The sequence below is a fragment of the Moraxella nonliquefaciens genome, assembly GCF_001679005.1.
Classification (GTDB): domain Bacteria; phylum Pseudomonadota; class Gammaproteobacteria; order Pseudomonadales; family Moraxellaceae; genus Moraxella; species Moraxella nonliquefaciens.
In genome coordinates, this window is the sequence record NZ_LXTW01000006.1 from 52,213 (window position 1) to 74,343 (window position 22,131).

Genomic DNA, 22,131 nt, shown 5'->3' on the forward strand with positions numbered 1-22,131 from the left:
GCTCATCATCAGGCTCATCAAAACCATCTAATCCATCCAACTCATCGGACAGCTCACCAGAGAAACCATCAAGTTCATCCATCTCATCACTTAATTCATCTAACGTATCAGGTGCGTCAAAATCACGCCCATCGGCATAATCACCGCCATAATCGTCAAAGTCATCAAAAGTGTCATAATCATAATTTTTGGGCATGCTTTTTATCTACCAATTATCTACCAATGAATCATCAGTTTAAATATTGCCCCATTTTAAGCTGAAATCTACTCAAATGCTAGCGGTTTTTACACCTTTTTGGTAATCAAAAAGTGAAAGATTGTATCTGTTTGTCCATACGTCCACGTCTTGACCGCCAGTTTGTTTTTATGGCAATAGGCCACAATGTCAGTTTGTGAATTTTTATCGGTGGCAAGCAAATACAAGGCTTGCCCCATCGCAACATGTTTTAAGGTAACTTTTGCTTTTAATAAAGGCATGGGACAAGACAGACGACGTGCATCAAAAAAATGACTGACACACATCACATCATCGGCATGTATCAAATGCTCACTTAGGGCAAAATACAAAGCATCACTCACGTTGGCATCATCTGCCACATCAGCAGGGACAATGTCATTCATAAAATCAAAAACAGCAGATAAATCGGTCATGATAGTGGTTCAAGCGGTCAATGGCAATGGCTAAAATGGTTCTTAAAATGGCTCTTAGAGCACTTTCATCATGGGGATAAATCAAAACTTTACAAGAGAGTTATCAAAGCAAATTTCCACTCGCCCCAATTTAAATGAATACAAGTTTAAATGAACGTAAGTGATGCGGTTTGTTTGTTTGTTATTTTTCATATTCTCTAAAAGCAAGCAGCTCTGATTGTTTGGGATTGAACTTTTAAAATCGCCCTACCGTTTAACAGACATTTTTCATGACAAAATGACAAATAAAACATAAATACATTTCAATTCAATAAAACCCATACGTTTACAAAAATATTGATAAAAATAACGCAGACTCGCTAAAATTTTGACAAAATTTGACCAAAATTCTGATAAACTTGACATCTTAGTGATTTGCCAATCATTTAACATCTAATTTAATAATTTGTTTTTTAATATCAATTTTTTAATATCAATAGAGGACAATTCATGAGTTTATTGCAAAACATCATCGCTCAGGTCGCCCAAAGCACACTCAATCAAAACACACCAACTGGCGGTCAGCCCCAGCAACAAAACAGTGCAATCGGTACACTGCTAGGTAGCGTACTTGGCAGTCAGACCCAACAAAATACCACATTAAGTGGTGTGCTTGGGCAGGTTTTGGGCAATTCCCAACAAACCCAAAATGGGCTAAGCGGTGTGTTAGGCTCACTCTTAGGAGGCGGTCAAACTCATCAAAACATACCTGCCAGAGATTTGGGCAGTGTGTTGGGGCAAATACTTAGCAGTCAATCCGCCGAGCAAAAAGGTGGATTTAACAAAAATACCCTGCTTTTGGCACTCATTCCCATCGTGCTCGGTTATATCCAAAAAAATGGGGGTCTGTCAGGCGTGCTTGCCAAATTTCAAGGCAGTGAACTGGCAAGCAAAGCCCAATCGTGGATAAACAACGACACAGCCAATGATGGACTAAACCCCCAAGACGTGGTAGAACTGTTTGGCAAAGATGAGATTAACCGTGTCTGCCAGCAAACAGGAGCCAGCCAAACACAAGTTTGTCAAGGCATTGCCGAGCTACTGCCACAGGTCATGAATGACCTAACCCCTAACGGCAACCTAGCCACCGAAAGCGAGGCTAATGCTGAGATTAATCAAATCTTACAGCAGGTAGGCATCAATCGCCAACAATGAGCCAAACCCATCAAAACCTAAAACCACAAAGAGTGTCATATGACACTCTTTTTATGGCAAATAATGACTTTGCCAGTTTATAAAAATGGTAACTCATACGCAGTATTTACAAATACCAATAATCATGACATAATTATTTATAAAGACACCCTTTAAATAACCATACATATGTTATAATTAAGAGAATAAAAATTAAGTGAGTAAATTAGTCATTTTAAGGCTCGTTATAAGTTAGTTTTTGATTAAACACACAATACCACTTTAATACCACTTTAATGCTTGATATATTTATTTACAAATAAATACCAATAACATCCAATCACACCAAAGATACAATCCCATGATAACCATACTAGCCGATGAAAATATTACCCATTTGGACGATTATTTTTGCCATGATAATATTAAACTCATCAAATTAAAAGGGCGTGAAATTAGCCAATCCGTCATTGACAACCATAATCCAACTGCTTTGCTCATTCGCTCGGTAACCCCCATCAATTCAAATACCATCACAAACCCTAAAAACATCAAATTCATCGGATCGGCAACCATTGGTACAGACCATGTAGATAATGAATTTATTCATTCAAACAATATCCACTTTGCCAATGCCAAAGGTTCAAGCAAACATTCAGTTGCTCAGTATGTCATTACTGCCATTTTAAGCAAATTTTCCAATTTTTTACATAAAAAAATCACAATAGGCATTATAGGTTTGGGTAATATCGGGGGAACACTCGCCCAATACGCCAAAGAGCTGGGCTGGCAAATATTAGGGTATGACCCTTATTTGCCAATATCGGATACTAATAACAGCAGTTTTGATGAATTATTAAAAAATAGTGACATCATCTCCATTCACACACCATTAACCAAAACAGGCAGTCATCCCACCCATCAATTATTTAACCAATCCATTTTTAAACAATTAAAAAATCATGCCATCTTAATCAATACCGCTCGAGGTGAGATTATTCATCAAGATGATTTATTATGGGCGATAAACAATAAAAACATTAGCGTGATATTAGACGTTTTTCCTTTTGAACCGATGATTGATAAAATATTGTTAGACAAACTCACCATTGCCACATCTCATATTGCAGGCTATACCCTAGATGGCAAACTGCGTGGTACAGATATGGTTTATCAGGCATTTTGTGAATGTTTTAATTTACCTATTTTACAGAGTATGAATGATTTAATGCCAACCAATAATTATCATTGGCAAATATTAAAAAATGAGCTGTTAAATGGTGATACTCATCATTTAAAAATTTATTATGACATTTTAAAAGACGACAATCATTTACGTAAAATTTGTGCTGATAAAGTACATGGGGCAGATTTTGATGAATTAAGAAAACAATATGAACTAAAAAGAGAATGGCTTTATGATTAATACCGATTATCGCCCAAGCATGACATTAGACATTGCCATAAATAAAGCCCAAATGATTGCTGATATTCGTCAGTTTTTTGGCAATCGGGGCGTATTAGAGATTACCACACCCATATTATCCAATCACGGCAATACTGACATATTTATAGAAAGCGTGAGTGCCAATTTTAAGCAATATGGTAAATTAAAAACAGGTTATCTACACACATCACCAGAATTTGCCATGAAACGAGTATTGGCAGAGTATCAAATACCAATTTATCAGATTTGTCAGGTATTTCGTGATAATGAAAAAGGAGATAAACACAATATAGAATTTACCATGTTAGAATGGTATCGCCCTGATTTTAATTTGGCTGATTTGGCAAATGAATTAAATGCACTCATCAGTGTGGCACTTCATAAAAATCTGCCCTTTAAAACTTATCGCTACGCCCAAGCCTTTAATGACATGCTTGGCATTCACCCTTTTTGTGCTGATATTGACACATTGCAACAAGTTGCCCTAGCACAGGGCATTCATCTGAACATGGGTAATGACAGACAAGGTTGGCTTGATTTGCTATTTTCTCATGTGATAGAGCCGACTTTGGGGCATGATTTACCAACACTCATCACAGATTATCCTGTGGCAACAGCATCCTTGGCGAAAGTTACAAGCGATGTGGATGGCTATGATGTTGCCAAACGCTTTGAACTGTATATCAACGGCATAGAGATTGCCAATGCCTATGATGAACTTACCAGTGGCGATGAACTATTCAAACGATTCACACAGGACAATCATGAGCGAGAAAAGTTGGGTTTACCGGTCATTCCCATTGACATGAATCTTATCCGAGCATGTGATGATTTACCGCCATGTAGTGGCATTGCTTTGGGGATTGACCGCTTATTTATGGTGCGTGAAAAACTCTCTGACATCAGTCAAGCGGTCATGATGATGACAGACAGAGCATGACTGTGAGAATATGGCTACTTATCATTTGATTCCTGTAACCATCTTGCCTGCTCTTTGGTCGGCGTAAAACACTCCCACAGGTCAGGGCGACGGGTTTTGGTACGTTTGACCTGCTCTAAAAAACGCCATTTAGCAATGTTAGCATGATGACCTGACAGCAATACATCAGGGACTTTTTTATCCTTAAAAATCAATGGCTTGGTATAGTGAGGGCAGTCTAGCAGTCCATCAACAAAACTGTCCTCCATGGCAGATTTGTCATCATTTAACACGCTTGGCAAACGACGAATGACGCTGTCCATCAATACCATCGCAGGCAATTCACCCCCTGTCAGTACATAATCACCAATGGAAATCTCACCATCAACATAAGCACTAAGTAGCCGTTCATCAATCCCTTCATAACGCCCACAAAGCAGTATCATACCATCTTGCTCGCTACATCTTAGCACCGTCTGTTCATCCAATGTCTTGCCCTGTGGCGACAGATAGATGACAGGACAAATGGGGTTATCCTTGCCTGCACTTGCAAAATACTCGTCAGCCAAAGCCTTGGCATATAATATCGCCCGTTCCAATGGTTCAGCCAACATAACCATGCCCGGTCCACCACCAAAGGGACGCTCATCAATACGCCGATAATTGTCCGTGGTAAAATCCCTAGGATTAACAATGTGTATCACCACCTGCCCACGCTCCACGGCACGCCCTGTAATACCAAAATCTGTGGTTGCTTCAAACATCTTGGGTAAGATACTAATAACTACAAAAAACATCATTCACCTTTGCTGACCGAACTTTTTGGTAAAGCCATCCAACACACAAGATGGTACAAATTTTGAGACATCACCGCCGAGTTTGGCAACTTCTCGCACAAGCGTGGATGAGACAAATGAGTATTCTTGGGCAGGGGTCAAAAATACCGCCTCAAAGCTCTCATCTAAGCTACGGTTCATGTTAGCAAGTCCAAATTCATACTCAAAATCACTCACCGCACGCAGTCCACGAATGATTGCCACCGCCTTTTGTTCTTTAACAAAATCCACGAGCAAGCCCTCAAAACCGACCACCGATACACGGTCATTATCCTTAAAAATCTCCTGCACCAGTGCCACTCGTTCATCAAAACTAAATAATGGTTTTTTGTGATGAGCGAACGCCACCGAGATGACAACCTCATCAAAGATTTTTAAGGCACGATTAGCAAGGTCAATGTGTCCGTTGGTGATGGGGTCAAAGGTACCAGGGTATAGGGCTTTTTTTGGTGTCATGGTTTTTGATATATTGACAAAAATGATTTTAAAAAATGCTTATAGTAACAAATTTTTGACGCTTTGGGGATTTTATTTTAAATTTTTGCACATAACACACAAAAAGCATAAAAAGAAAAAGCCGAACCAATGTCCGACTTTTTGTGTTTGGTTAGCGTTTGGCAAAGCCCTGCGATTGTAAATATTCTAGCATAAACGGACGCACCTCCCCACCAAAGGTTTTGGCAATTTGTTCTACCCAGTCAAGCTCTAAGCCACGGTCAGCATAGTAGTCCCTCACTTTGTCATTATAAGATGATAACACATCATCGCTTGGGGTTTTATAGGTGTCGGTTGAGACGATGACATCAAGCGGTAGGCGTGGTCGCTGAGATTGATTGATTTTGGCGGTTTGGTCAGGATGCCCCAAACACAGCCCAAATAGTGGCACAACATGCTTTGGCAAAGAGAGCAATTCACTGGCTCGTTTAATATCATTACGCAGTGAACCAATATACACCCCACCCAACCCAAAACTCTCAGCAGCTGCCAGCATGTTTTGAGCCATGAGTGCTGAGTCAATCACTCCAATAAGCATTACCTCTGTCCAGTCGGTATTGACATCAGCAAGGGCGTGATGACGATAAGCATCCATACAAAATACCAGATATTCAGCACAACTCTCAACATAGTCATGCCCCAAACGTTTGCCTTGTGAGAGCAGTTCGTTGTATTTGTCCTCGCTTAGGTTATTAGAGATTTGACGAAACGCCGTCCGCTTTGCTTTATCACGCACACGCACCACACTCGCCGCTTGTAGATAACTTGATGTAGAGACAGCACGCCCTGCCTCCAAGATGGCATTTAGCATGTCATCAGAGATTGGTTCATTGGTATATTTACGCACCGAGCGATGATTTAGTAAGGTTTGTAGGGTTGGCTGTGAGTTTAGCATATCAAATCCTGTGATGATAAATTTACCCCATCTTATCAAGTATTAACCCCAAAGGCAAATGCTGTTTTATTAGACAAATGTAACATGGGCATGGGTTTGTTTGTAATTATTTGGCAAATCTCTTATAATGGACGCATGAACAGCACTAGGAAAATAAACATGGCAAAAAAACCCTCAAACCAAATCTGTGCCAACAAGAAAGCTCGCCACGAATATTTTATTGAGGAGACCTTTGAGGCAGGTCTGTCGCTTGAAGGTTGGGAGGTCAAATCAATACGAGCAGGCAAAATGGCAATCACAGATGCTTATGTGATTTTTAAAAACGGCGAAGCATTTTTGTTTGGGGCTCACATTCAACCCCTGCTAAGTAGCTCTACGCACATCAACCCTGACAATATCCGCACTCGTAAATTACTGCTGCACCGCAAGCAGATTGATAAACTCTTTGGCATGGTCAACCAAAAAGGTTATGCCGTTATTCCTCTGTCATGCTACTGGAAAGGCAGTCGTGTCAAATGTGAAATTGCCCTAGCCAAAGGTAAAAAGCTCCATGATAAACGAGCCACACTCAAAGAACGTGATTGGCAGATGGATAAAAAACGTGGCTTTAAAGTAGATATGAGATAAGGGTATGCTGCCATTTATGACGTGCTTGCTCTTTATCAAACAATTAAGACCAAACAATGACAAATTAAAATTTAGAGACTTATAAGATAAACCCCAACTCATTGAATCATTGAACCACACCCCAAAAGGTCAGGCATCTAACTTTTGGAGTGTGGTTCATATTCTGTTGGGATTTTTAAATCACTTCTTTTTGGCAGGGCCTAACAGCATGCCCATTTGGCGACCTTCTACCTTAGGAGCTTGCTCAACGCTGGCAATCTCTTCGGTATCTTTGATAATACGTTCAAGCTGAGCTCTTCCAATCTCTTGATGGCTCATCTCACGACCACGGAAACGAATGGAGACCTTGACTTTATCTTTATCCTCCAAAAACTCAACGATTTTACGCAATTTGACTTGATAATCTGCCTCTTCTGTACCAGGGCGTAGCTTGATTTCTTTAAGCTGAGTCTGTTTTTGATTCTTTTTGGCTTCTTTTGCCTTTTGTTTTTGATCGTACAAATACTTTTTGTAATCCATAATTTTGGCAACAGGTGGCTTGGCATCTGGAACGAGTTCCACCAAATCCAAATTGGCCTCTCTTGCCTTTTCTAGGGCTGTTTTTAGATTGACAACACCAAGCATTTCGCCATCTTCTTTGACTAAGCGAACTTCTCTGGAACGAATGTCTTCATTGACATTTAGACGGTTTGACGGTTTAATGGGTCATACTCCAAATAAAAAGATAGACCCTTATTTTACTTAAAAATGACGGGGATTTCAAGGGGTTTTTAATGCCTGACTTCAATAACTAACCTTTGTCTTGCCAATTCATTAATTAACTCATCAAGATGACTTTTATTGATGCCATCCAAGTTTGCGTCCCATTCATCAAGAATGATGACATCAACATCGCTTTTATTATTATTAATTTGCATTAATTGAGATGATAATTTTTGACCTGTGGATTTTTTATGATTTTGATGAAAAAATAAATCATGGCTGACAGGCAAATAAAAAGCCCTATTTGATAATAATGTTTTTAAATACAACAAAAAACTGCTTTTACCTGCCCCATTACGCCCTTTAATCGTCATTCTGCCATTTTTTGGCAAATGATTTAAATCAAAATCACTCAATGGCATGTTATTAATAAAAATCTCTTTAAAGTTAATTCTGCTTAATATGTCAATATCAGGCATATTTAACGAATTTTGCAAACCAACAAATCTGGCTTTAATGCCAGAAAAATTGGTTTGGTGAAAAACAAGTGCCTGACCCATTTGCAATAGCTGTATTTGTCTTGGTAATGTTGCAACCAACAATGATAAAAATACATAATCATTGTGGTGTTTGATAAATAAATAAACAATAAAGCCCAATACAGGAATCATAAACAAAATCATACCAAAACTAGAAATTAATTGATTGAATGATTGGCTGTGAATATGATATTTTTTTGAGCGGTTAAAATTATTTTTATAAATACGGTTAAAAATACCCATATTATATTGATTATAAATAATTACATTGTCCCAAATTTTATTTAAAATGGCAATAAAATATATTCTGGATTTTTGAGATATTTTTGACATCTTAGATATTTGATTTTTATGGTAAAAAATAAAAAATTCCACCAATAAAAATCCAACGATATACGCCACCAATAAATCATAATCAAGAAAAAATCCCAAGATTAAGATATTAATCAATAAATTTAAAATCAGTGCCACGCCATCAAATGCAAAGTCCAGCATGTCATCTATCACTGATTTACCCTCTTGACTGACAAAAACGGTGCTTTGGTCTTTTAGTTCTTTATTATTAAGCAAGACAGCTTTGCCAAAAAAAGTTGTCGTAAATTTTTGCACATAATTATTTAGTAGGTCAAATTTTGATTTTTCTAAATAAATGGTTGCAAAATAAGCAGGGATATAAACAATGATTAACGATAAAACAAAACCAGCTAAATTTAGCAAAAAATCATCATTTTTAGCAATGTCTATGGCAAGATTTGCAATAAAATAGGTGGATAAGCCAACAATCATTTGTTGAATGAGTAAAAAAATAAAGCAAAGACATAATGATGGTGTGATGATTTTCATGATATCCATAAAGATAAATGGAAAGACAAATGGAAAGACAAATGGGTTGTCAACAAAATAATTTCGTTAAACATGGTTTTAAAAAAATCCATTCAATGTTTTGAATGGATTTTTCTTAATAAACTTATTCTGTTTACAAATTTAGCCGACCTTTTTTCTCAATCGCCCCATCTAATATTTTGATAAAGTCGTCAAGGTTCATACTGCCTAAGTTATCGCCCGTGCGAGTACGCACATTGACCGTACCACTCTCCACTTCTTTATCACCCAAAATCAGCATGAACGGAATGCGTTCTAAGGTGCGTTCACGGATTTTAAAGCCAATTTTTTCGTTACGCAAATCACTGATGGCACGATAGCCTTTGGTGTTTAGCTTGCTAACCACATCGCCCACGCTGTCAGCTTGCTTGTCGGTGATGTTCATTACAACCACTTGTTGGGGGGCAAGCCATGCTGGGAAGAGACCTGCATAATGTTCAATCAAAATGCCAATAAAGCGTTCAAATGACCCTAAAATCGCACGGTGGAGCATGACAGGGCGTTCACGCTCGCCTGATTCTCCCACAAACTCAGCGTCCAAGCGTTCAGGTAGGTTAAAGTCCAGCTGTAATGTGCCACATTGCCAAACCCGTCCGATACAATCTTGTAGGCTAAACTCAATCTTAGGACCATAAAACGCCCCTTCGCCTGCTTGTAGCTCCCAGTCAAGCCCAGCGTTATCTAGGGCGTCGGCTAGGGCTTGTTCTGCCAAGTCCCACAACTCGTCCGCCCCCACCCGTTTTTCTGGGCGAGTGGACAGCTTCATTTGAATGTGGTCAAACCCAAAGTCTTTATACACATCAAGGGTAAGTTTGATAAAATTAAGGGCTTCTGAGCGAATTTGGGCATTGGTGCAAAATATATGGGCATCGTCTTGGGTAAAGCCACGCACACGCATGATGCCATGCAAAGACCCTGATGGCTCGTTGCGGTGGCATGAGCCAAACTCAGCCAAGCGTAGGGGCAAATCACGGTAGGATTTTAAGCCTTGATTAAACACCTGCACATGACAAGGGCAGTTCATCGGTTTGATGGCGTAATCTCGTTTTTCACTGGCGGTGGTAAACATCATCTCGCCATAGTTATCCCAATGCCCTGATTTTTCCCATAAGCTTCTGTCCACAATTTGCGGGGTTTTTATTTCAAGATAGCCGTTGTCTTTTTGTACTTTTCGCATATATTGTTCAAGTACTTGCCAGATTGTCCAACCATTGGGATGCCAAAACACCATGCCGGGGGCTTGCTCTTGCATGTGAAATAAGTTCAAGGCTTTACCGATTTTGCGGTGGTCTCGCTTTTCGGCTTCTTCTAGGCGTTGTAAGTAGGCTTTAAGCTGTTTTTTGTCTGCCCATGCTGTGCCATAGATGCGTTGTAGCTGTTCGTTTTTGGCATCACCACGCCAGTACGCACCGCTCATTTTGGTGAGTTTAAACGCCTTTAAAAAGCGAGTGTTAGGAACGTGTGGGCCTCGGCACATGTCAATGTATTCTTGATGGTGATACAAGCCCATGTGGGTTTCATCAGGCATGTCCTCCACCAAGCGAAGTTTATAAGTCTCATCACGCTCCAAAAAGGTTTTGATAACCTCATCTCGTGGGGTCATTTTTTTGATGACATCATAATCTTGATTGATGAGTTGTATCATGCGAGCTTCAATCTTTGCCATGTCATCAGGGGTAAAAGGGCGTTCGCTATAAATGTCATAATAAAAGCCATCATCAATGACAGGCCCGATGACCATTTTAACATCAGGGTAGAGCTGTTTGACCGCATGACCTAAAAGGTGGGCGGTTGAATGACGGATAATCTCCACGCCTGCATCATCTTTTGGGGTGATTATCTCTACCGTGGCATCGGTGGTGATGGGGTCGCTGGCATCGACCAACCGACCATTCACCCGACCTGCCACGGTGGCCTTGGCAAGCCCAGCACCGATACTTTGAGCCACTTGCATCACGGTGGTGTTACCGTCAAATTTTTTGATACTACCATCAGGTAGGGTAATTGCGACCATAGAACTCTCCTAAATATGGCGTTGGTAGTGATATTTGTTACAACCAAATATATAACCGCTACCAATGGGACTAATATAAAATAGATTGGTATAAAAATAAAGTACATACAAGGCACTTTTGGGCAAGTGGGTCATTATAGCAGACTTTTGGCATCAAAAAAAGCCAATGGACGTGATGGGAAATGGATTGACATCATTGTATGTTTTATTATTTTATTATTCAATTTTGATAAACCAAACAAAATCATCATCTTGTAAGCAACCCAAATTGTCCAAGTCTTTCATCATTGTCGCCACGCACCCAAAAATTCAGCATGCCGTACCGTATCGCCATTTTTTATCTGTAATAATCTGTCATGAGTGAGTGCCTCATAGTATGCCACAATATCTGCGGTGAATTTGCCTGTCAAAAGCTGCCATCTTAGATAGATGAGCCATGTATTTAAGACGTCCGATTCACAATATGTGGTAAGTTTATCCCATTGCCCTGCTTTGACCATCGGCACAACGGCTGAACCGTCAATCTCACCTTTGCCAGCAAATCCACACAGACTGGCAACGGTATCCAGCTTTTGTTTGTGGCCATAATTACCCAGTGATAATTTATCCATCAAATCAATGTGAGCATCACCATATTTATACAGATAATTGGGCGATTGGCTATTAAACAGTGCAGGAGCAGATAACTTGTGGTGCAAGGCACGATAGAGCATGACAGGCAAGTCAAATCCTGCCCCATTCCATGACACAAGCGTAGGGGCGGGTCTTTGAATAAATGCCCTAAAAAAAGTCGTCAAAATCTCCGATTCGCTCATCTGATGTAGGCTTAATGATTTTAGGCTAAATTTATCATCACTGACCCACAAAAAAGACAAGCAGGCGATTTTGTGCAAAGGCAATCGCATAAAGGTATGACCTGCCTCTGCCTGCCTGATGGCATTTAGGGCGGTTTGGGCATCGTCATCAGAGAGCTTGGCAATATTAGGATAGAGCAATCGCCCTGTATCAAGGTCGGGGATGGTTTCAATATCAAAAATCAAAATTGGGTTCATCATCACTGCTTGTCATTCACAAAAAAGCAATTATAGCATGATAAATGCTCTGCTAAGAAGACAATTTAATTAAGAAGATGATTTAATAGAATGTGCCAACTTGATTGACATGGCGATTGATTGATGGTTTGGATTGATATCCAACCTAATCTGCCCCAAACAGTCCTGTGGACAAGTATCTGTCGCCTCTGTCACATACGATAAAAACGATGAGTGCTTTGGGATTGGTTGCTTTGATTTGCTTGGCGATTTGGTAACTTGCAAAGCCTGCACCACCACCAGATACCCCACAAAATATCCCCTCTTGGCGTGCCAGCGACCGCATGTAATTCTCTGCATCTGTCTGCTCAATATCCATCATCACATCCACCCATTTTTCATCAAAAATTTTGGGTAAATAAGCCCTTTTCCAACGGCGTATTCCTGCAATATTTGAACCATCTGATGGTTGCAAGCCTATGATTTGAATGTTGGGATTTTGCTCTTTTAAAAAGCGAGAGACGCCCATAATCGTCCCTGTCGTCCCCATGCTACTGACAAAATGAGTAATGCGTCCGTGCGTCTGCTCCCAAATCTCAGGGGCGGTAGTCTTATAATGGGCTTGCCAGTTGTCATCATTGTTAAATTGGTCTAACACCACACCTTTACCATCCGCTTGCATGGCAAGTGCCAAATCTCGTGCCACCTCCATATTATCCACCTCTATCAAGTTTGCCCCATAGGCACGCATGGCATCTTTACGCTCTTGGGTTGAATTAGATGGCATGATCAGCGTCATTTTATAGCCCAGCATGGCAGACACCATCGCCAAGGCAATGCCTGTATTACCGCTTGTGGCCTCAATGAGTGTGTCGCCTTGTTTGATTTGTCCACGTTTTTGGGCTTCATTTATCATATTAAAGGCAGGGCGGTCTTTGACAGAGCCTGCGGGGTTATTACCCTCTAATTTGGCAAAAATATCAGCATTTACGTCTGTGGCAAGGCGTGTCAAACGGACAAGGGGGGTGTTGCCAATGGTGTCAGATAAAGTATGATTTAGGGTGTTAGGGACAATCAAATCAGTCATGGGATGGTCATTTGTGCATTAATATGGCAACATTATAGCACAAATAGGCTTTTGGCGTTAAATTTGTCAGTAAATTCTAATCACTCTGCCTTAAAATTCATCTTAAAGTCACCCTCAAAGTTATGCTACACTATGGCATCGCCTAACAATAAAACTCATTCATGAAAAAAACCCTCTTTAACCTACGAAGTGCTTATGGACAACTGCTCATCCTTGTGTTCTTGCCAATAGTCATCTTGGCGATGGTCGGTGGGGTGTTGGTTTTTCGTGAAGTCAGACAGGCACTGCTCTCTGAGCAGGATGCTTTGGCACGCACCGCCTTGCTTGGTTATGAGATGAATTTAACCCATCATTTTGCCAATACAGGCAGTCCCACGCCCACACTGTCTGTTTTTGATGAATCTTTTCATCAAATATCCCCCCAACAAGTCAGGCGGATGGCAATTTTTGATGGTGATTATCATCTGTTGGCAAGTCATGGTGGTTATGATAATGATACCCTCTTTGCCAGTGATGACCTACTTAGGGTAATGCACAAAAATCAGGGCAATTTTGAACGTCATAAAAGTACTTATGGCACAAGCTATGGCAAGCAGATGATGTTTTATGGCATGCCTTATTATGTTGTCGTTGAGATGGACGATGAACCTTTGACCATCACAGGCTATCGGGTGGTGCTTGCCCTTGCCATCACAGGTTTGACCACGTTATTGTTGCTTTTGCTCATTTTAAATATCTACTCTAAACGCTGGATTGCCCCGATTTATGAAATGCGTCTGTTTTTACAAAAACTAAACAGTAGCAACATTGATAAACCCATCAAGACCAATGCCGATGGTGAGTTTTCGTTACTACAACGAGACTTTGTTCAGGCCATGAGACGATTGTCATCAAGTTTTAATGAACTCAAAACCCATGCCAATGAGACCGAACAGGATTTACAGCATGCCCTAGATGAGATGGAAATGCAGGCCATCTCCATTCGTAAAGCTCGGGATTTGGCAGTATCATCCAGTCATGCCAAATCAGCCTTTTTGGCAAATATCAGCCATGAACTACGCACACCATTAAATAGTATTGACGGCTTCATCAACCTGCTGGCTCGCCATGACGGTCTGGGTGCTAAGCAAAACCTGTATGTCCAAACCATCAAAAAATCATCCGCCCATCTGCTCGCCTTGGTCAATGATGTGCTTGATTTTTCAAAGTTAGAAGCGAATAAGCTTGTGCTGGACAGTCATAGGTTTGACTTATATGCTGCCATCTACGATGTGGTAGACATGCTCTCACCCATGGCATTAGAAAAACACCTAAGACTGTCGGTGCTGTTTTATAATGACGTACCAAATCGTGTAACTGGCGACAGCTTACGGGTAAAACAAATCCTAACCAACCTGGTTGGTAATGCCATAAAATTCACCGACACAGGAAGTGTGGTGGTGCGTGTGGAACTGTCTGATGATAATGACGGCTATTTACACATAAGTGTTGAAGATACAGGCAAGGGCGTATCTGATGATGATAAAGTATCGCTGTTTAAGAGTTTTAGTCAAGGAGACTTGTCAGTAACACGGCGTTATGGTGGCACAGGGCTGGGTTTGGTCATCAGTAAACAATTGACCGAACTGATGGGCGGGGTGATAGGTTTTTATGACAACAACAGCCAAAATATTGCCAAAACAGGGGCGACGTTTTGGTTTGAGATGCCCATTAATTTGGGTGGTGAATTTAAAGAAACTTACCATGACACAGATGCAGATGATGCCCTATACGATTTGGCAAAACTTAGCCCAACCAAAATTGTGGTATGGATAAACCACACGCCTGCCATTCACGTACTAAAAGCAACTTTGGCAGGGTCGGATATGGACGTACATTTTGCCATCGGCTTTGCTGATTTGCTAGAACAGTTGGACAAGGTGGGGCATGGTTTTGATTGGGTGATTGTGGATTATTTTGGGCAAGATGCCTCTTTGGATGATGTTGGTGCCATCCTTCGCCAAATCCGCTCTCGTTATCAAGGCAAACTGTCCGCCTATGGCTATCAGGTTGGCATGGATAATGCTCTACTGGAAAAATACCAAACACACGCACTCTACGAACCCATGGATAAACGCCAGCTTATCGCTATGCTTGCCAATGACAAATCTGTGCAAGATGCCCCCACCAGTAAATTTTTGGGCTATCGGGTGCTGGCGGTGGATGACCATCTGCCCAACTTGCTTGTGCTAGAAGCTTTGCTTGGTGAACTTGATGTAACAGTCATCACCGCTCATAACGGCTTTGATGCCATTGAGACCATGACTCATGCCATTAGCATGGGTGAGAGGATTGATCTGATTTTTATGGACATTCAAATGCCCAAAATGTCAGGGCTTGAGGCCAGTATCCAAATCCGTAAAATAGAAGAAAGCCACAACCACCCCCCCACCCCCATCATCGCCCTAACCGCTCACGGTCTGTCTGATGAAAAAGAGCGATTGGTTATGGCAGGGCTAAGTGATTATGTTGGCAAGCCCATCGGACATGAACAGTTGGTACAGACGCTCTCACGTTGGCTTGGTCAGTCGGGCAGACCCATGCTCGCTCCCACAGATGATGAATCTGACTTTATAAATACATTGCATCAGGATATGGGTAAAATAAAAGACCATGACATCAATGATGGCACCAACAAAGCTGATGAGAATGAATCAAACCCTAAACAGAACAAACACCCTCCAAAAATTGATAATAATGATAAAGCCAAATCCATCTTAGCTGACATTGATTGGGCAGATGCATTGACACGCTCTGCCAACAAAGACGACCTTGCCAAAACCTTGCTCTTGCTACTCATTGAAAGCAGTGAAAGCGAAAAACTCGCCTTAGAACGAGCATGGGCAAACAGGGACAGAGTTGCCTTGGCTGACATCACACATAAATTGGTTGGAGGTAGTCGTTATACGGGCGTGCCACGTCTTAGAGCTATGGCAGAAGACTTTGAACAAAAATGCCGTGCCAATTTGGACGACACATCAGCAGGTCAGTTTATCAGTATTCGCCCCAGTTATCGTTCACTCATTGATGCCTTAGAGAGCCTTGAAAATATTGACATTGAAAACTTCTTGACAAACCAGACAATGACACACTCACCAAAGACTCATCTCAACAAAGGCGGTCATGATGGTAAAGATGCCCTACCTTGAAAAATGGTATAAAAAATCCATGCAAATCCATATAGTCACTTACCCATCATCACATCGCTCTTGACATCTAAGTAAAGCTCAAACTCTCCATGTTCCAACGTGGCAAGCACACCACCGCCAAATCATCCATTTGCCCCATACTAAGACGACGATAACCTGCATATGCTATCATTGCTCCATTATCAGTGCATAGGTGCAAAGGAGCATAATGCACACTCGCCCCCATCTTGGCAAGGGCAGTTTCTAGCTGTGTGCGTAAAGTTGCGTTGGCAGAGACCCCCCCTGCGATGACTAGTTCTGTTAGCCCTGTTTGTTTTAAGGCTTTGGTGCATTTTTTGACGAGTGTATCTACCACCGCATGCTGAAAACTTGCCAAAATATCTGCTCGCACCGAAGGGTCGGTATCACTTCCTGCTGTGTCTTTGATGAGATTATGTACCGCTGTTTTCATGCCACTAAAACTAAAATCTAGCCCCTTGCCCATCATAGGGCGTGGCAAGTCATGGGCATCAGGATTGCCCCCTTTGGCAAGTCGCTCCACATTAGGGCCACCAGGATAAGGCAAACCCAACATTTTGGCAGTTTTATCAAAACACTCGCCTACCGCATCATCAATGCTCTCACCCAGTATCTTATAGCAACCCACACCATCGGCTCGCACCAGCATGGTATGACCGCCTGAGACAAGCAGACAGACAAAGGGGAAATTTAGCCCCTTGTCATTTTCTATCATCGGAGCAAGCAAGTGTCCTTCCATGTGATGCACACCAATGGCAGGTATGTTGAGTCCATAAGCAAGCGTTCGCCCAAATAATGCCCCTGTCATGAGCGCCCCAATCAGCCCCGGGCCCTTGGTGTAGGCAAGTGCGTCAATGTCAGATTTGCCAATATTTGCCTTGTCCAACAGTTCGTTAAATAACGGCACAAGTTTGCGAATGTGGTCACGGCTGGCAAGTTCAGGCACAACCCCACCATAAGTGGCGTGCAACTCAATTTGACTGTATAATACCTGAGCTAATATTCCCCCTTGACCATCATTCATCTTGCTGTCATAAATGGCAAGCCCTGTCTCATCGCAGGATGTCTCTAAACCCAATACTCTCATAACTGCCTTATTCTAAAAATTTGGGGTATTATAACATTTTTATCCAAATGATTAGCAGATGTTGTCAAAATCATTGAAAAAGCCATCAAGATGTGTTAGTTTTAAATTTTTAACCAAAAATCCACACCCTATGACAAAATCTCCCAACCCCCCCTTTATCATCGGTCTAACAGGTGGTATCGGTAGTGGAAAAACTACTGTCAGCGATTATTTTGCCAAACTTGGCATAGATGTGATAGATGCTGATGTCATCAGCCACACCATTACCGCCAAAGGTTCGCCCGTACTGGACAAACTTGCTTTGGCATTTGGCACGGACATCATCACAGACGGTAGGCTTGACCGTACCTATCTGCGTAAAATTGCTTTTGCAAACGATGCCAAACTTGCCACCTTAAATGCCATCATCCACCCTGCCATCCGCACCCAAATCAAGCATGAACTTGACCATGCCAGCAGTCCCTACGCCATCTTATCTGCCCCACTTTTGTTAGAGAGCATAAAGGGCGATGATAAAGGTTTAACCGCCCTTTGCGATAGAATTTTAGTGGTAGATGTGCCAACAGAACAACAAATAAAACGTGCCAGCAGACGAGATGGACAAAGCGATGAGGATATTTTGGCAATCATGGACAAACAAATCGGACGAGAAAAACGCTTATCCCATGCTGATGATGTGTTAGATAACTCGCATGATGTGAATAGTTTATACCAACAAATCAATCAGTTGCACCAAAAATACCTAATCATGGCAAATAATATGGCAAAAAACCAATGATGCCAACAAAGAGTAAATACTTGTAAGCAAATGCTTACAGACATTGACGACATTAGCGTATTTTTTTAGAGCGTGGATTTTGGCATAATACACCCATCAGCAAGGAGACGGCAAATGGATAAGTCAACCATGGATGACAGCTGATATTATGGAAGCCCCTATGGATAAAGCAAGTAGCAACCCCCTATAAAACCACAAACTCCCCCAGTTTGTGGTTTTATTCTTTGATGAGTTTATCATCTTTATTAAAAGACAAGCCATGTCTGTCACACCAAAACCCCGCTTTATTTTAATGACACACACCATCAAAGATGCCATTTATCCATCTTGCACATTTTTGTAAAACTAAATTTATCAACCCCCATCATAAAAAAAACACCTTGATGCGTATCAAGGTGTTAAGGTATTTGTACTGTGTTTGTGCTTTTAGCTGATTAAGCAGGAATACGCAATACTTGACCTGGATAGATTTTATTTGGGTCGGACAGCAGTGGCTTATTGGCTTCAAAGATTTTGTTATAGTCATTGGCGTTGCCATACATTTCTTTGGCAATTTTTGATAACGTATCGCCTGATTTGACGGTATAAAAACGAGACTCAGATTCAGGCATTGCCACGCTCAATTGGTCATCCACCTGAGCGACGTGCTGAACATTACCTGCGGCAAGTACCGCTTTTTCACGGTCGGCTTGCGATGCGGCCATACCTGACAGGACAACCGTATCAGTATTACCATTATAGTTGACCTTTAAGCCAGTGATATTAGCATTAGCTTGCACACGAGCCAACAGCAAATTGGCAATCTCTTGGGCGCTAGGCTCAGCAGGAGCTGATGTTGTTGGTGTAGGGGTTGTTGGGGCTGATTGCTCTTTTTTATTGCGGTTAAATACTTTATCACCGATGTCTTTGGCAAAACTAAAAATACTCATAATAACTCCTGATGGATTTGTGGGTTTGTTCTATCTGGATAAATAAGGCATTTATTTATGGCTTGTGATGATTTGCTTGTTTGGAAAATCACCTCAAAACCTACTTGCCATCTTAATACAAACTAATAACAATTTGTGCTGTCTTTGTGCATAAAATTGTTGTAGTTATGTAGGGCATGTTAGACAAGGTAGCACACCATCCAAAAAAGCCACTTTTTTAAAACTAAAAAGTGGCATACATCTGACCCTAAGCAAACTTATATGCTGTCGGTTACATAATCAATGGCTTTTTGAACAGTGGTCAGCTCAGATGAATCCTCATCGGGGATGGTAATACCAAACTCATTTTCAAAAGTCATGATAAGCTCAACCAAATCAAGGGAGTCAGCACCCAAATCATCCATAAAAGATGCTGCATTGTTAATCTCGTCAATATTTTTACCAAGTTGCTCGGCAACCGCTGCTTTTACTTTGGCTTCGATATCGCTCATAAAATTATCCTTTAAATAAAGTGAAAAAATGGAATGAAAAATAACACAAATCGCTTTGTGAATGAGACTGGCGTATAATAAAACATTTTTGCCATTTGTGCAAGTATTATTAGTACGCTCGTTCACAAATTTACATAAAAAATTTACATCAAAATGGCAACACAGAACAAATCACATATACATGCCACCATTGACTGCCAATACCTCACCTGTGATATAACTTGCCCCATCGCTTGCTAAGAATGACACAGCTGCGGCAATCTCATCAGGCTGTGCCATACGTCCAAGCGGTACAGCATCAAGCATGGAGCTGACCAAACGTTCATCTAACTCTTCGGTCATGTCTGTCTCAACAAAACCAGGGGCGACACAGTTTACCGTAACGCCACGAGAGCCAATCTCACGAGCCAAAGCACGGGTAAATCCTTCCACGCCTGCCTTAGATGCGGCGTAATTGGTCTGACCTGCATTTCCCATCTGCCCAACCACGGAAGTTACATTAATGATACGTCCAGAGCGAGCCTTCATCATGCCACGCACTGCACGGCGACTCATGCGATAGATGGCAGTCAAGTTGGTATCAAGCACACTTGCCCAGTCTTCGTCTTTCATACGCATGAGCAGACCGTCTTTGGTGATGCCTGCGTTATTGACCAACACATTGACCGAGCCATACACGCTGTCAATCTCTTCAAAGAGTTTATCAATGGCTGTATCATCGCATACATCAAGCACACGTCCGATACCGCCTGATTCGGACAGATACTCTTCTATTACCTCTGCCCCACGCTCACCGGTGGCAGTACCAATGACAAAATGACCTTCACTGGCAAACTGTGCGGCAATGGCACGTCCGATACCACGGCTTGCCCCTGTTACTAGGATAATCTTACGACTCATATAATTGCTCCAATTTTTCTAAACGTGCTAATTTATCGGTCGGCAAAGCGACAATCGGCGTCTTTTGACGTTTGGCAAGGTTGGATAGAACATTACCAGGCCCACACTCAATGACCAGCTCTATGTGTTTGTCAGCAAGCTGTTGCATGGTTTGTGACCATAGCACTGGCATGGACAACTGCTCAATCAAGGCAGTTTTGATGTCGCTGACACTCTTTTGCACTTTGGCATCACGGTTTTGGATGACAGGGATTTGGGCAGCGGCAAATTCGGTTGCATCCAAAAGCTGTGCCAAAGCATCGCTGGCAGAATTCATCAGCTCACAGTGTGATGGTACAGAGACTTTAAGTGGCACTGCCTTTTTACCCAGTGCCTCTACCGCTGACAGAACATGACTGACCCCCACTTGCGTGCCTGCAATCACAACCTGACCTGGACTGTTAAAGTTGGCAGGATTGACAATCCCCACATGCTCTTTGGCATTCTCACACAGGCTGATGACCTGCTCATCATCTAGCCCCAGCACTGCTGCCATCTGCGTGTCTATCCCTGCTACCGCTCCTGTCATGAGTTTACCTCGTTCATGCACAAGCTTGACCGCATCGGATAAGGTCAGCACAGAACTTGCCACCAATGCTGAATATTCACCGAGTGAATGCCCTGCCATGCACAGTGGTACAATTGTCTGTGCTGATAATTTATCTTTGACAATCTGCCAAATCGCCACGCTCGCTGTCAGTAGAACAGGCTGGGTAAACTCTGTCTTGTTTAGGCGACTCTCATCATGGGTTATCTCCCACAAATCCATGCCCAAAGCACGACTTGCTTCATCAAAGGTGGTCTTTATCGCACTAAAATGCTCGGCAAGCTCATCCATCATGCCAATGGCCTGCGAGCCTTGACCGGGGAAAATCACTGCCACACGTTTTGTTGTCATGTTACACCATTTACACCATTTTTTATCAAACATTCATCAGGCTGATGAACCAAACATTTTACCATAAAAATAAACATTTGTTTACAGTTTATGGATGAAATTTATAAATCATTCATTTTTACCATAAATATGTCAATGATCCAAAAATAGGTACGCTCAACTGATGACAACCTATAATTTAAAGAGATTTTAAATAAAAAGCCAAGCTCATGGGTCATGAAACTTGGCCAGATTCGGTATTTACAAGGTAAATCCAAACAAATTAGCTTTCGGCGGCTACTTTAAATAACTGACGACCACGATAAAAACCATCTTTGGTTGCATGGTGACGAATGTGCTTCTCGCCAGTAGTAGAATCAATGCTTAAAGTAGCAATGCTGATACGGTCGTGAGAACGACGCATATCACGGCGTGAACGGCTTTTGCGATTTTGTTGAACTGCCATGATAACTCCTAAAATAAGATACGGTAAATGACTGCCAAACAGGCTCAGATACATTAAACG

21 protein-coding genes are annotated in these 22,131 nt (G+C 41.6%); 6 read left to right on the top strand and 15 right to left on the bottom strand.

The genetic code is table 11. The annotated features are described in order from the left end of the window. Nucleotides 1-285: 285 nt before the first annotated feature. Nucleotides 286-651: a sulfurtransferase TusA family protein gene (locus A7456_RS11155; protein ID WP_067007614.1), complete on the bottom strand. Its 366-nt coding sequence runs from the start codon at nucleotides 649-651 to the stop codon at nucleotides 286-288. A 489-nt stretch (nucleotides 652-1,140) separates the two neighbouring features. Here A7456_RS11155 and A7456_RS03440 point away from each other — a divergent pair, with 489 nt between their 5' ends. The 3 genes from A7456_RS03440 to epmA all read left to right on the top strand — a co-directional run bounded on the left by A7456_RS03440 (nucleotide 1,141) and on the right by epmA (nucleotide 4,211). Next, nucleotides 1,141-1,845, top strand: coding sequence for a YidB family protein (locus A7456_RS03440; RefSeq protein ID WP_067007617.1), 705 nt, complete (start codon nucleotides 1,141-1,143; stop codon nucleotides 1,843-1,845). Between the two features lie 340 nt (nucleotides 1,846-2,185). Further along, on the top strand, nucleotides 2,186-3,250 hold the full coding sequence (locus tag A7456_RS03445; protein ID WP_067007620.1) for a 4-phosphoerythronate dehydrogenase: 1,065 nt from the start codon (nucleotides 2,186-2,188) through the stop codon (nucleotides 3,248-3,250). Then, entirely contained in the window at nucleotides 3,243-4,211 is a 969-nt protein-coding gene (epmA, locus tag A7456_RS03450; RefSeq protein ID WP_067007623.1) for an EF-P lysine aminoacylase EpmA, read from the top strand. Before A7456_RS03445 ends, epmA begins: the two co-directional genes overlap by 8 nt. Before the next feature lie 14 nt (nucleotides 4,212-4,225). On the opposite strand, the gene trmD is transcribed toward epmA, so the two are convergent. The 3 genes from trmD to nfsA form a co-directional block, all read right to left on the bottom strand. Continuing rightward, entirely contained in the window at nucleotides 4,226-4,987 is a 762-nt protein-coding gene (gene trmD / locus A7456_RS03455) for a tRNA (guanosine(37)-N1)-methyltransferase TrmD (RefSeq protein ID WP_066894000.1), read from the bottom strand. 3 nt (nucleotides 4,988-4,990) lie between these two features. Further along, nucleotides 4,991-5,482, bottom strand: coding sequence for a pantetheine-phosphate adenylyltransferase (gene coaD / locus A7456_RS03460; RefSeq protein WP_066893874.1), 492 nt, complete (start codon nucleotides 5,480-5,482; stop codon nucleotides 4,991-4,993). Between the two features lie 151 nt (nucleotides 5,483-5,633). Beyond that, nucleotides 5,634-6,416, bottom strand: coding sequence for an oxygen-insensitive NADPH nitroreductase (nfsA, locus tag A7456_RS03465; RefSeq protein ID WP_066893871.1), 783 nt, complete (start codon nucleotides 6,414-6,416; stop codon nucleotides 5,634-5,636). 159 nt (nucleotides 6,417-6,575) lie between these two features. On the opposite strand from nfsA, the gene smpB reads away from it, so the two are divergent. Further along, nucleotides 6,576-7,043, top strand: a complete 468-nt coding sequence (gene smpB, locus A7456_RS03470; RefSeq protein ID WP_066885413.1) for an SsrA-binding protein SmpB — start codon at nucleotides 6,576-6,578, stop codon at nucleotides 7,041-7,043. A 180-nt stretch (nucleotides 7,044-7,223) separates the two neighbouring features. On the opposite strand, the gene infC is transcribed toward smpB, so the two are convergent. The 5 genes from infC to cysM form a co-directional block, all read right to left on the bottom strand. After that, nucleotides 7,224-7,745, bottom strand: coding sequence for a translation initiation factor IF-3 (gene infC, locus A7456_RS03475; RefSeq protein WP_082995421.1), 522 nt, complete (start codon nucleotides 7,743-7,745; stop codon nucleotides 7,224-7,226). A gap of 68 nt (nucleotides 7,746-7,813) precedes the next feature. Further along, entirely contained in the window at nucleotides 7,814-9,127 is a 1,314-nt protein-coding gene (locus A7456_RS03480) for an ATP-binding cassette domain-containing protein (RefSeq protein WP_067007625.1), read from the bottom strand. Between the two features lie 133 nt (nucleotides 9,128-9,260). Continuing rightward, complete coding sequence (gene thrS / locus A7456_RS03485) at nucleotides 9,261-11,180, bottom strand: threonine--tRNA ligase (protein WP_067007628.1); 1,920 nt, start codon at nucleotides 11,178-11,180, stop codon at nucleotides 9,261-9,263. Nucleotides 11,181-11,464: 284 nt separating this feature from the next. After that, nucleotides 11,465-12,232: a 3'-5' exonuclease gene (locus A7456_RS03490; RefSeq protein ID WP_067007631.1), complete on the bottom strand. Its 768-nt coding sequence runs from the start codon at nucleotides 12,230-12,232 to the stop codon at nucleotides 11,465-11,467. 145 nt (nucleotides 12,233-12,377) lie between these two features. Beyond that, entirely contained in the window at nucleotides 12,378-13,298 is a 921-nt protein-coding gene (gene cysM / locus A7456_RS03495) for a cysteine synthase CysM (RefSeq protein WP_067007633.1), read from the bottom strand. A 161-nt stretch (nucleotides 13,299-13,459) separates the two neighbouring features. On the opposite strand from cysM, the gene A7456_RS03500 reads away from it, so the two are divergent. Continuing rightward, nucleotides 13,460-16,486 carry an ATP-binding protein gene (locus A7456_RS03500; protein ID WP_067007635.1) on the top strand — a complete coding sequence of 1,009 codons (3,027 nt, stop codon included), beginning with the start codon at nucleotides 13,460-13,462 and terminating at the stop codon, nucleotides 16,484-16,486. A gap of 67 nt (nucleotides 16,487-16,553) precedes the next feature. On the opposite strand, the gene tsaD is transcribed toward A7456_RS03500, so the two are convergent. Continuing rightward, complete coding sequence (gene tsaD / locus A7456_RS03505) at nucleotides 16,554-17,591, bottom strand: tRNA (adenosine(37)-N6)-threonylcarbamoyltransferase complex transferase subunit TsaD (protein WP_067007638.1); 1,038 nt, start codon at nucleotides 17,589-17,591, stop codon at nucleotides 16,554-16,556. Nucleotides 17,592-17,721: 130 nt separating this feature from the next. Between tsaD and coaE the strand changes: the two genes are divergently transcribed. Beyond that, complete coding sequence (gene coaE, locus A7456_RS03510; protein ID WP_067007704.1) at nucleotides 17,722-18,369, top strand: dephospho-CoA kinase; 648 nt, start codon at nucleotides 17,722-17,724, stop codon at nucleotides 18,367-18,369. A 434-nt stretch (nucleotides 18,370-18,803) separates the two neighbouring features. Here the strand turns inward: coaE and lysM are convergent, their stop codons facing one another. From lysM to rpmF, 5 genes are all read right to left on the bottom strand, one after another. Then, the gene (lysM, locus tag A7456_RS03515) at nucleotides 18,804-19,298 is read right to left on the bottom strand and encodes a peptidoglycan-binding protein LysM (RefSeq protein WP_066885445.1); all 495 of its coding nucleotides are present in this window, start codon (nucleotides 19,296-19,298) and stop codon (nucleotides 18,804-18,806) included. A gap of 257 nt (nucleotides 19,299-19,555) precedes the next feature. Continuing rightward, nucleotides 19,556-19,789, bottom strand: coding sequence for an acyl carrier protein (acpP, locus tag A7456_RS03520; RefSeq protein WP_066885448.1), 234 nt, complete (start codon nucleotides 19,787-19,789; stop codon nucleotides 19,556-19,558). A gap of 171 nt (nucleotides 19,790-19,960) precedes the next feature. Beyond that, complete coding sequence (gene fabG, locus A7456_RS03525; protein WP_066885451.1) at nucleotides 19,961-20,689, bottom strand: 3-oxoacyl-ACP reductase FabG; 729 nt, start codon at nucleotides 20,687-20,689, stop codon at nucleotides 19,961-19,963. Beyond that, complete coding sequence (gene fabD, locus A7456_RS03530; protein ID WP_067007641.1) at nucleotides 20,679-21,626, bottom strand: ACP S-malonyltransferase; 948 nt, start codon at nucleotides 21,624-21,626, stop codon at nucleotides 20,679-20,681. The genes fabG and fabD overlap by 11 nt, the downstream gene beginning before the upstream one ends. Nucleotides 21,627-21,888: 262 nt before the next feature. Then, the gene (rpmF, locus tag A7456_RS03535; RefSeq protein ID WP_066885454.1) at nucleotides 21,889-22,071 is read right to left on the bottom strand and encodes a 50S ribosomal protein L32; all 183 of its coding nucleotides are present in this window, start codon (nucleotides 22,069-22,071) and stop codon (nucleotides 21,889-21,891) included. Nucleotides 22,072-22,131 lie beyond the last annotated feature (60 nt).

What these genes read in the sequence shown, in the direction of transcription:
- trmD (WP_066894000.1), bottom strand. Translation starts at nt 4,987, where the DNA reads ATGTTTTTTGTAGTTATTAGTATCTTACCCAAGATGTTTGAAGCAACC.
- lysM (WP_066885445.1), bottom strand. Translation starts at nt 19,298, where the DNA reads ATGAGTATTTTTAGTTTTGCCAAAGACATCGGTGATAAAGTATTTAAC.
- A7456_RS03445 (WP_067007620.1), top strand. Translation starts at nt 2,186, where the DNA reads ATGATAACCATACTAGCCGATGAAAATATTACCCATTTGGACGATTAT.
- A7456_RS03500 (WP_067007635.1), top strand. Translation starts at nt 13,460, where the DNA reads ATGAAAAAAACCCTCTTTAACCTACGAAGTGCTTATGGACAACTGCTC.
- nfsA (WP_066893871.1), bottom strand. Translation starts at nt 6,416, where the DNA reads ATGCTAAACTCACAGCCAACCCTACAAACCTTACTAAATCATCGCTCG.
- fabG (WP_066885451.1), bottom strand. Translation starts at nt 20,689, where the DNA reads ATGAGTCGTAAGATTATCCTAGTAACAGGGGCAAGCCGTGGTATCGGA.
- cysM (WP_067007633.1), bottom strand. Translation starts at nt 13,298, where the DNA reads ATGACTGATTTGATTGTCCCTAACACCCTAAATCATACTTTATCTGAC.
- A7456_RS03480 (WP_067007625.1), bottom strand. Translation starts at nt 9,127, where the DNA reads ATGAAAATCATCACACCATCATTATGTCTTTGCTTTATTTTTTTACTC.
- A7456_RS03490 (WP_067007631.1), bottom strand. Translation starts at nt 12,232, where the DNA reads ATGAACCCAATTTTGATTTTTGATATTGAAACCATCCCCGACCTTGAT.
- tsaD (WP_067007638.1), bottom strand. Translation starts at nt 17,591, where the DNA reads ATGAGAGTATTGGGTTTAGAGACATCCTGCGATGAGACAGGGCTTGCC.
- A7456_RS03440 (WP_067007617.1), top strand. Translation starts at nt 1,141, where the DNA reads ATGAGTTTATTGCAAAACATCATCGCTCAGGTCGCCCAAAGCACACTC.
- rpmF (WP_066885454.1), bottom strand. Translation starts at nt 22,071, where the DNA reads ATGGCAGTTCAACAAAATCGCAAAAGCCGTTCACGCCGTGATATGCGT.
- A7456_RS11155 (WP_067007614.1), bottom strand. Translation starts at nt 651, where the DNA reads ATGACCGATTTATCTGCTGTTTTTGATTTTATGAATGACATTGTCCCT.
- coaD (WP_066893874.1), bottom strand. Translation starts at nt 5,482, where the DNA reads ATGACACCAAAAAAAGCCCTATACCCTGGTACCTTTGACCCCATCACC.
- coaE (WP_067007704.1), top strand. Translation starts at nt 17,722, where the DNA reads ATGACAAAATCTCCCAACCCCCCCTTTATCATCGGTCTAACAGGTGGT.
- fabD (WP_067007641.1), bottom strand. Translation starts at nt 21,626, where the DNA reads ATGACAACAAAACGTGTGGCAGTGATTTTCCCCGGTCAAGGCTCGCAG.
- epmA (WP_067007623.1), top strand. Translation starts at nt 3,243, where the DNA reads ATGATTAATACCGATTATCGCCCAAGCATGACATTAGACATTGCCATA.
- acpP (WP_066885448.1), bottom strand. Translation starts at nt 19,789, where the DNA reads ATGAGCGATATCGAAGCCAAAGTAAAAGCAGCGGTTGCCGAGCAACTT.
- smpB (WP_066885413.1), top strand. Translation starts at nt 6,576, where the DNA reads ATGGCAAAAAAACCCTCAAACCAAATCTGTGCCAACAAGAAAGCTCGC.
- thrS (WP_067007628.1), bottom strand. Translation starts at nt 11,180, where the DNA reads ATGGTCGCAATTACCCTACCTGATGGTAGTATCAAAAAATTTGACGGT.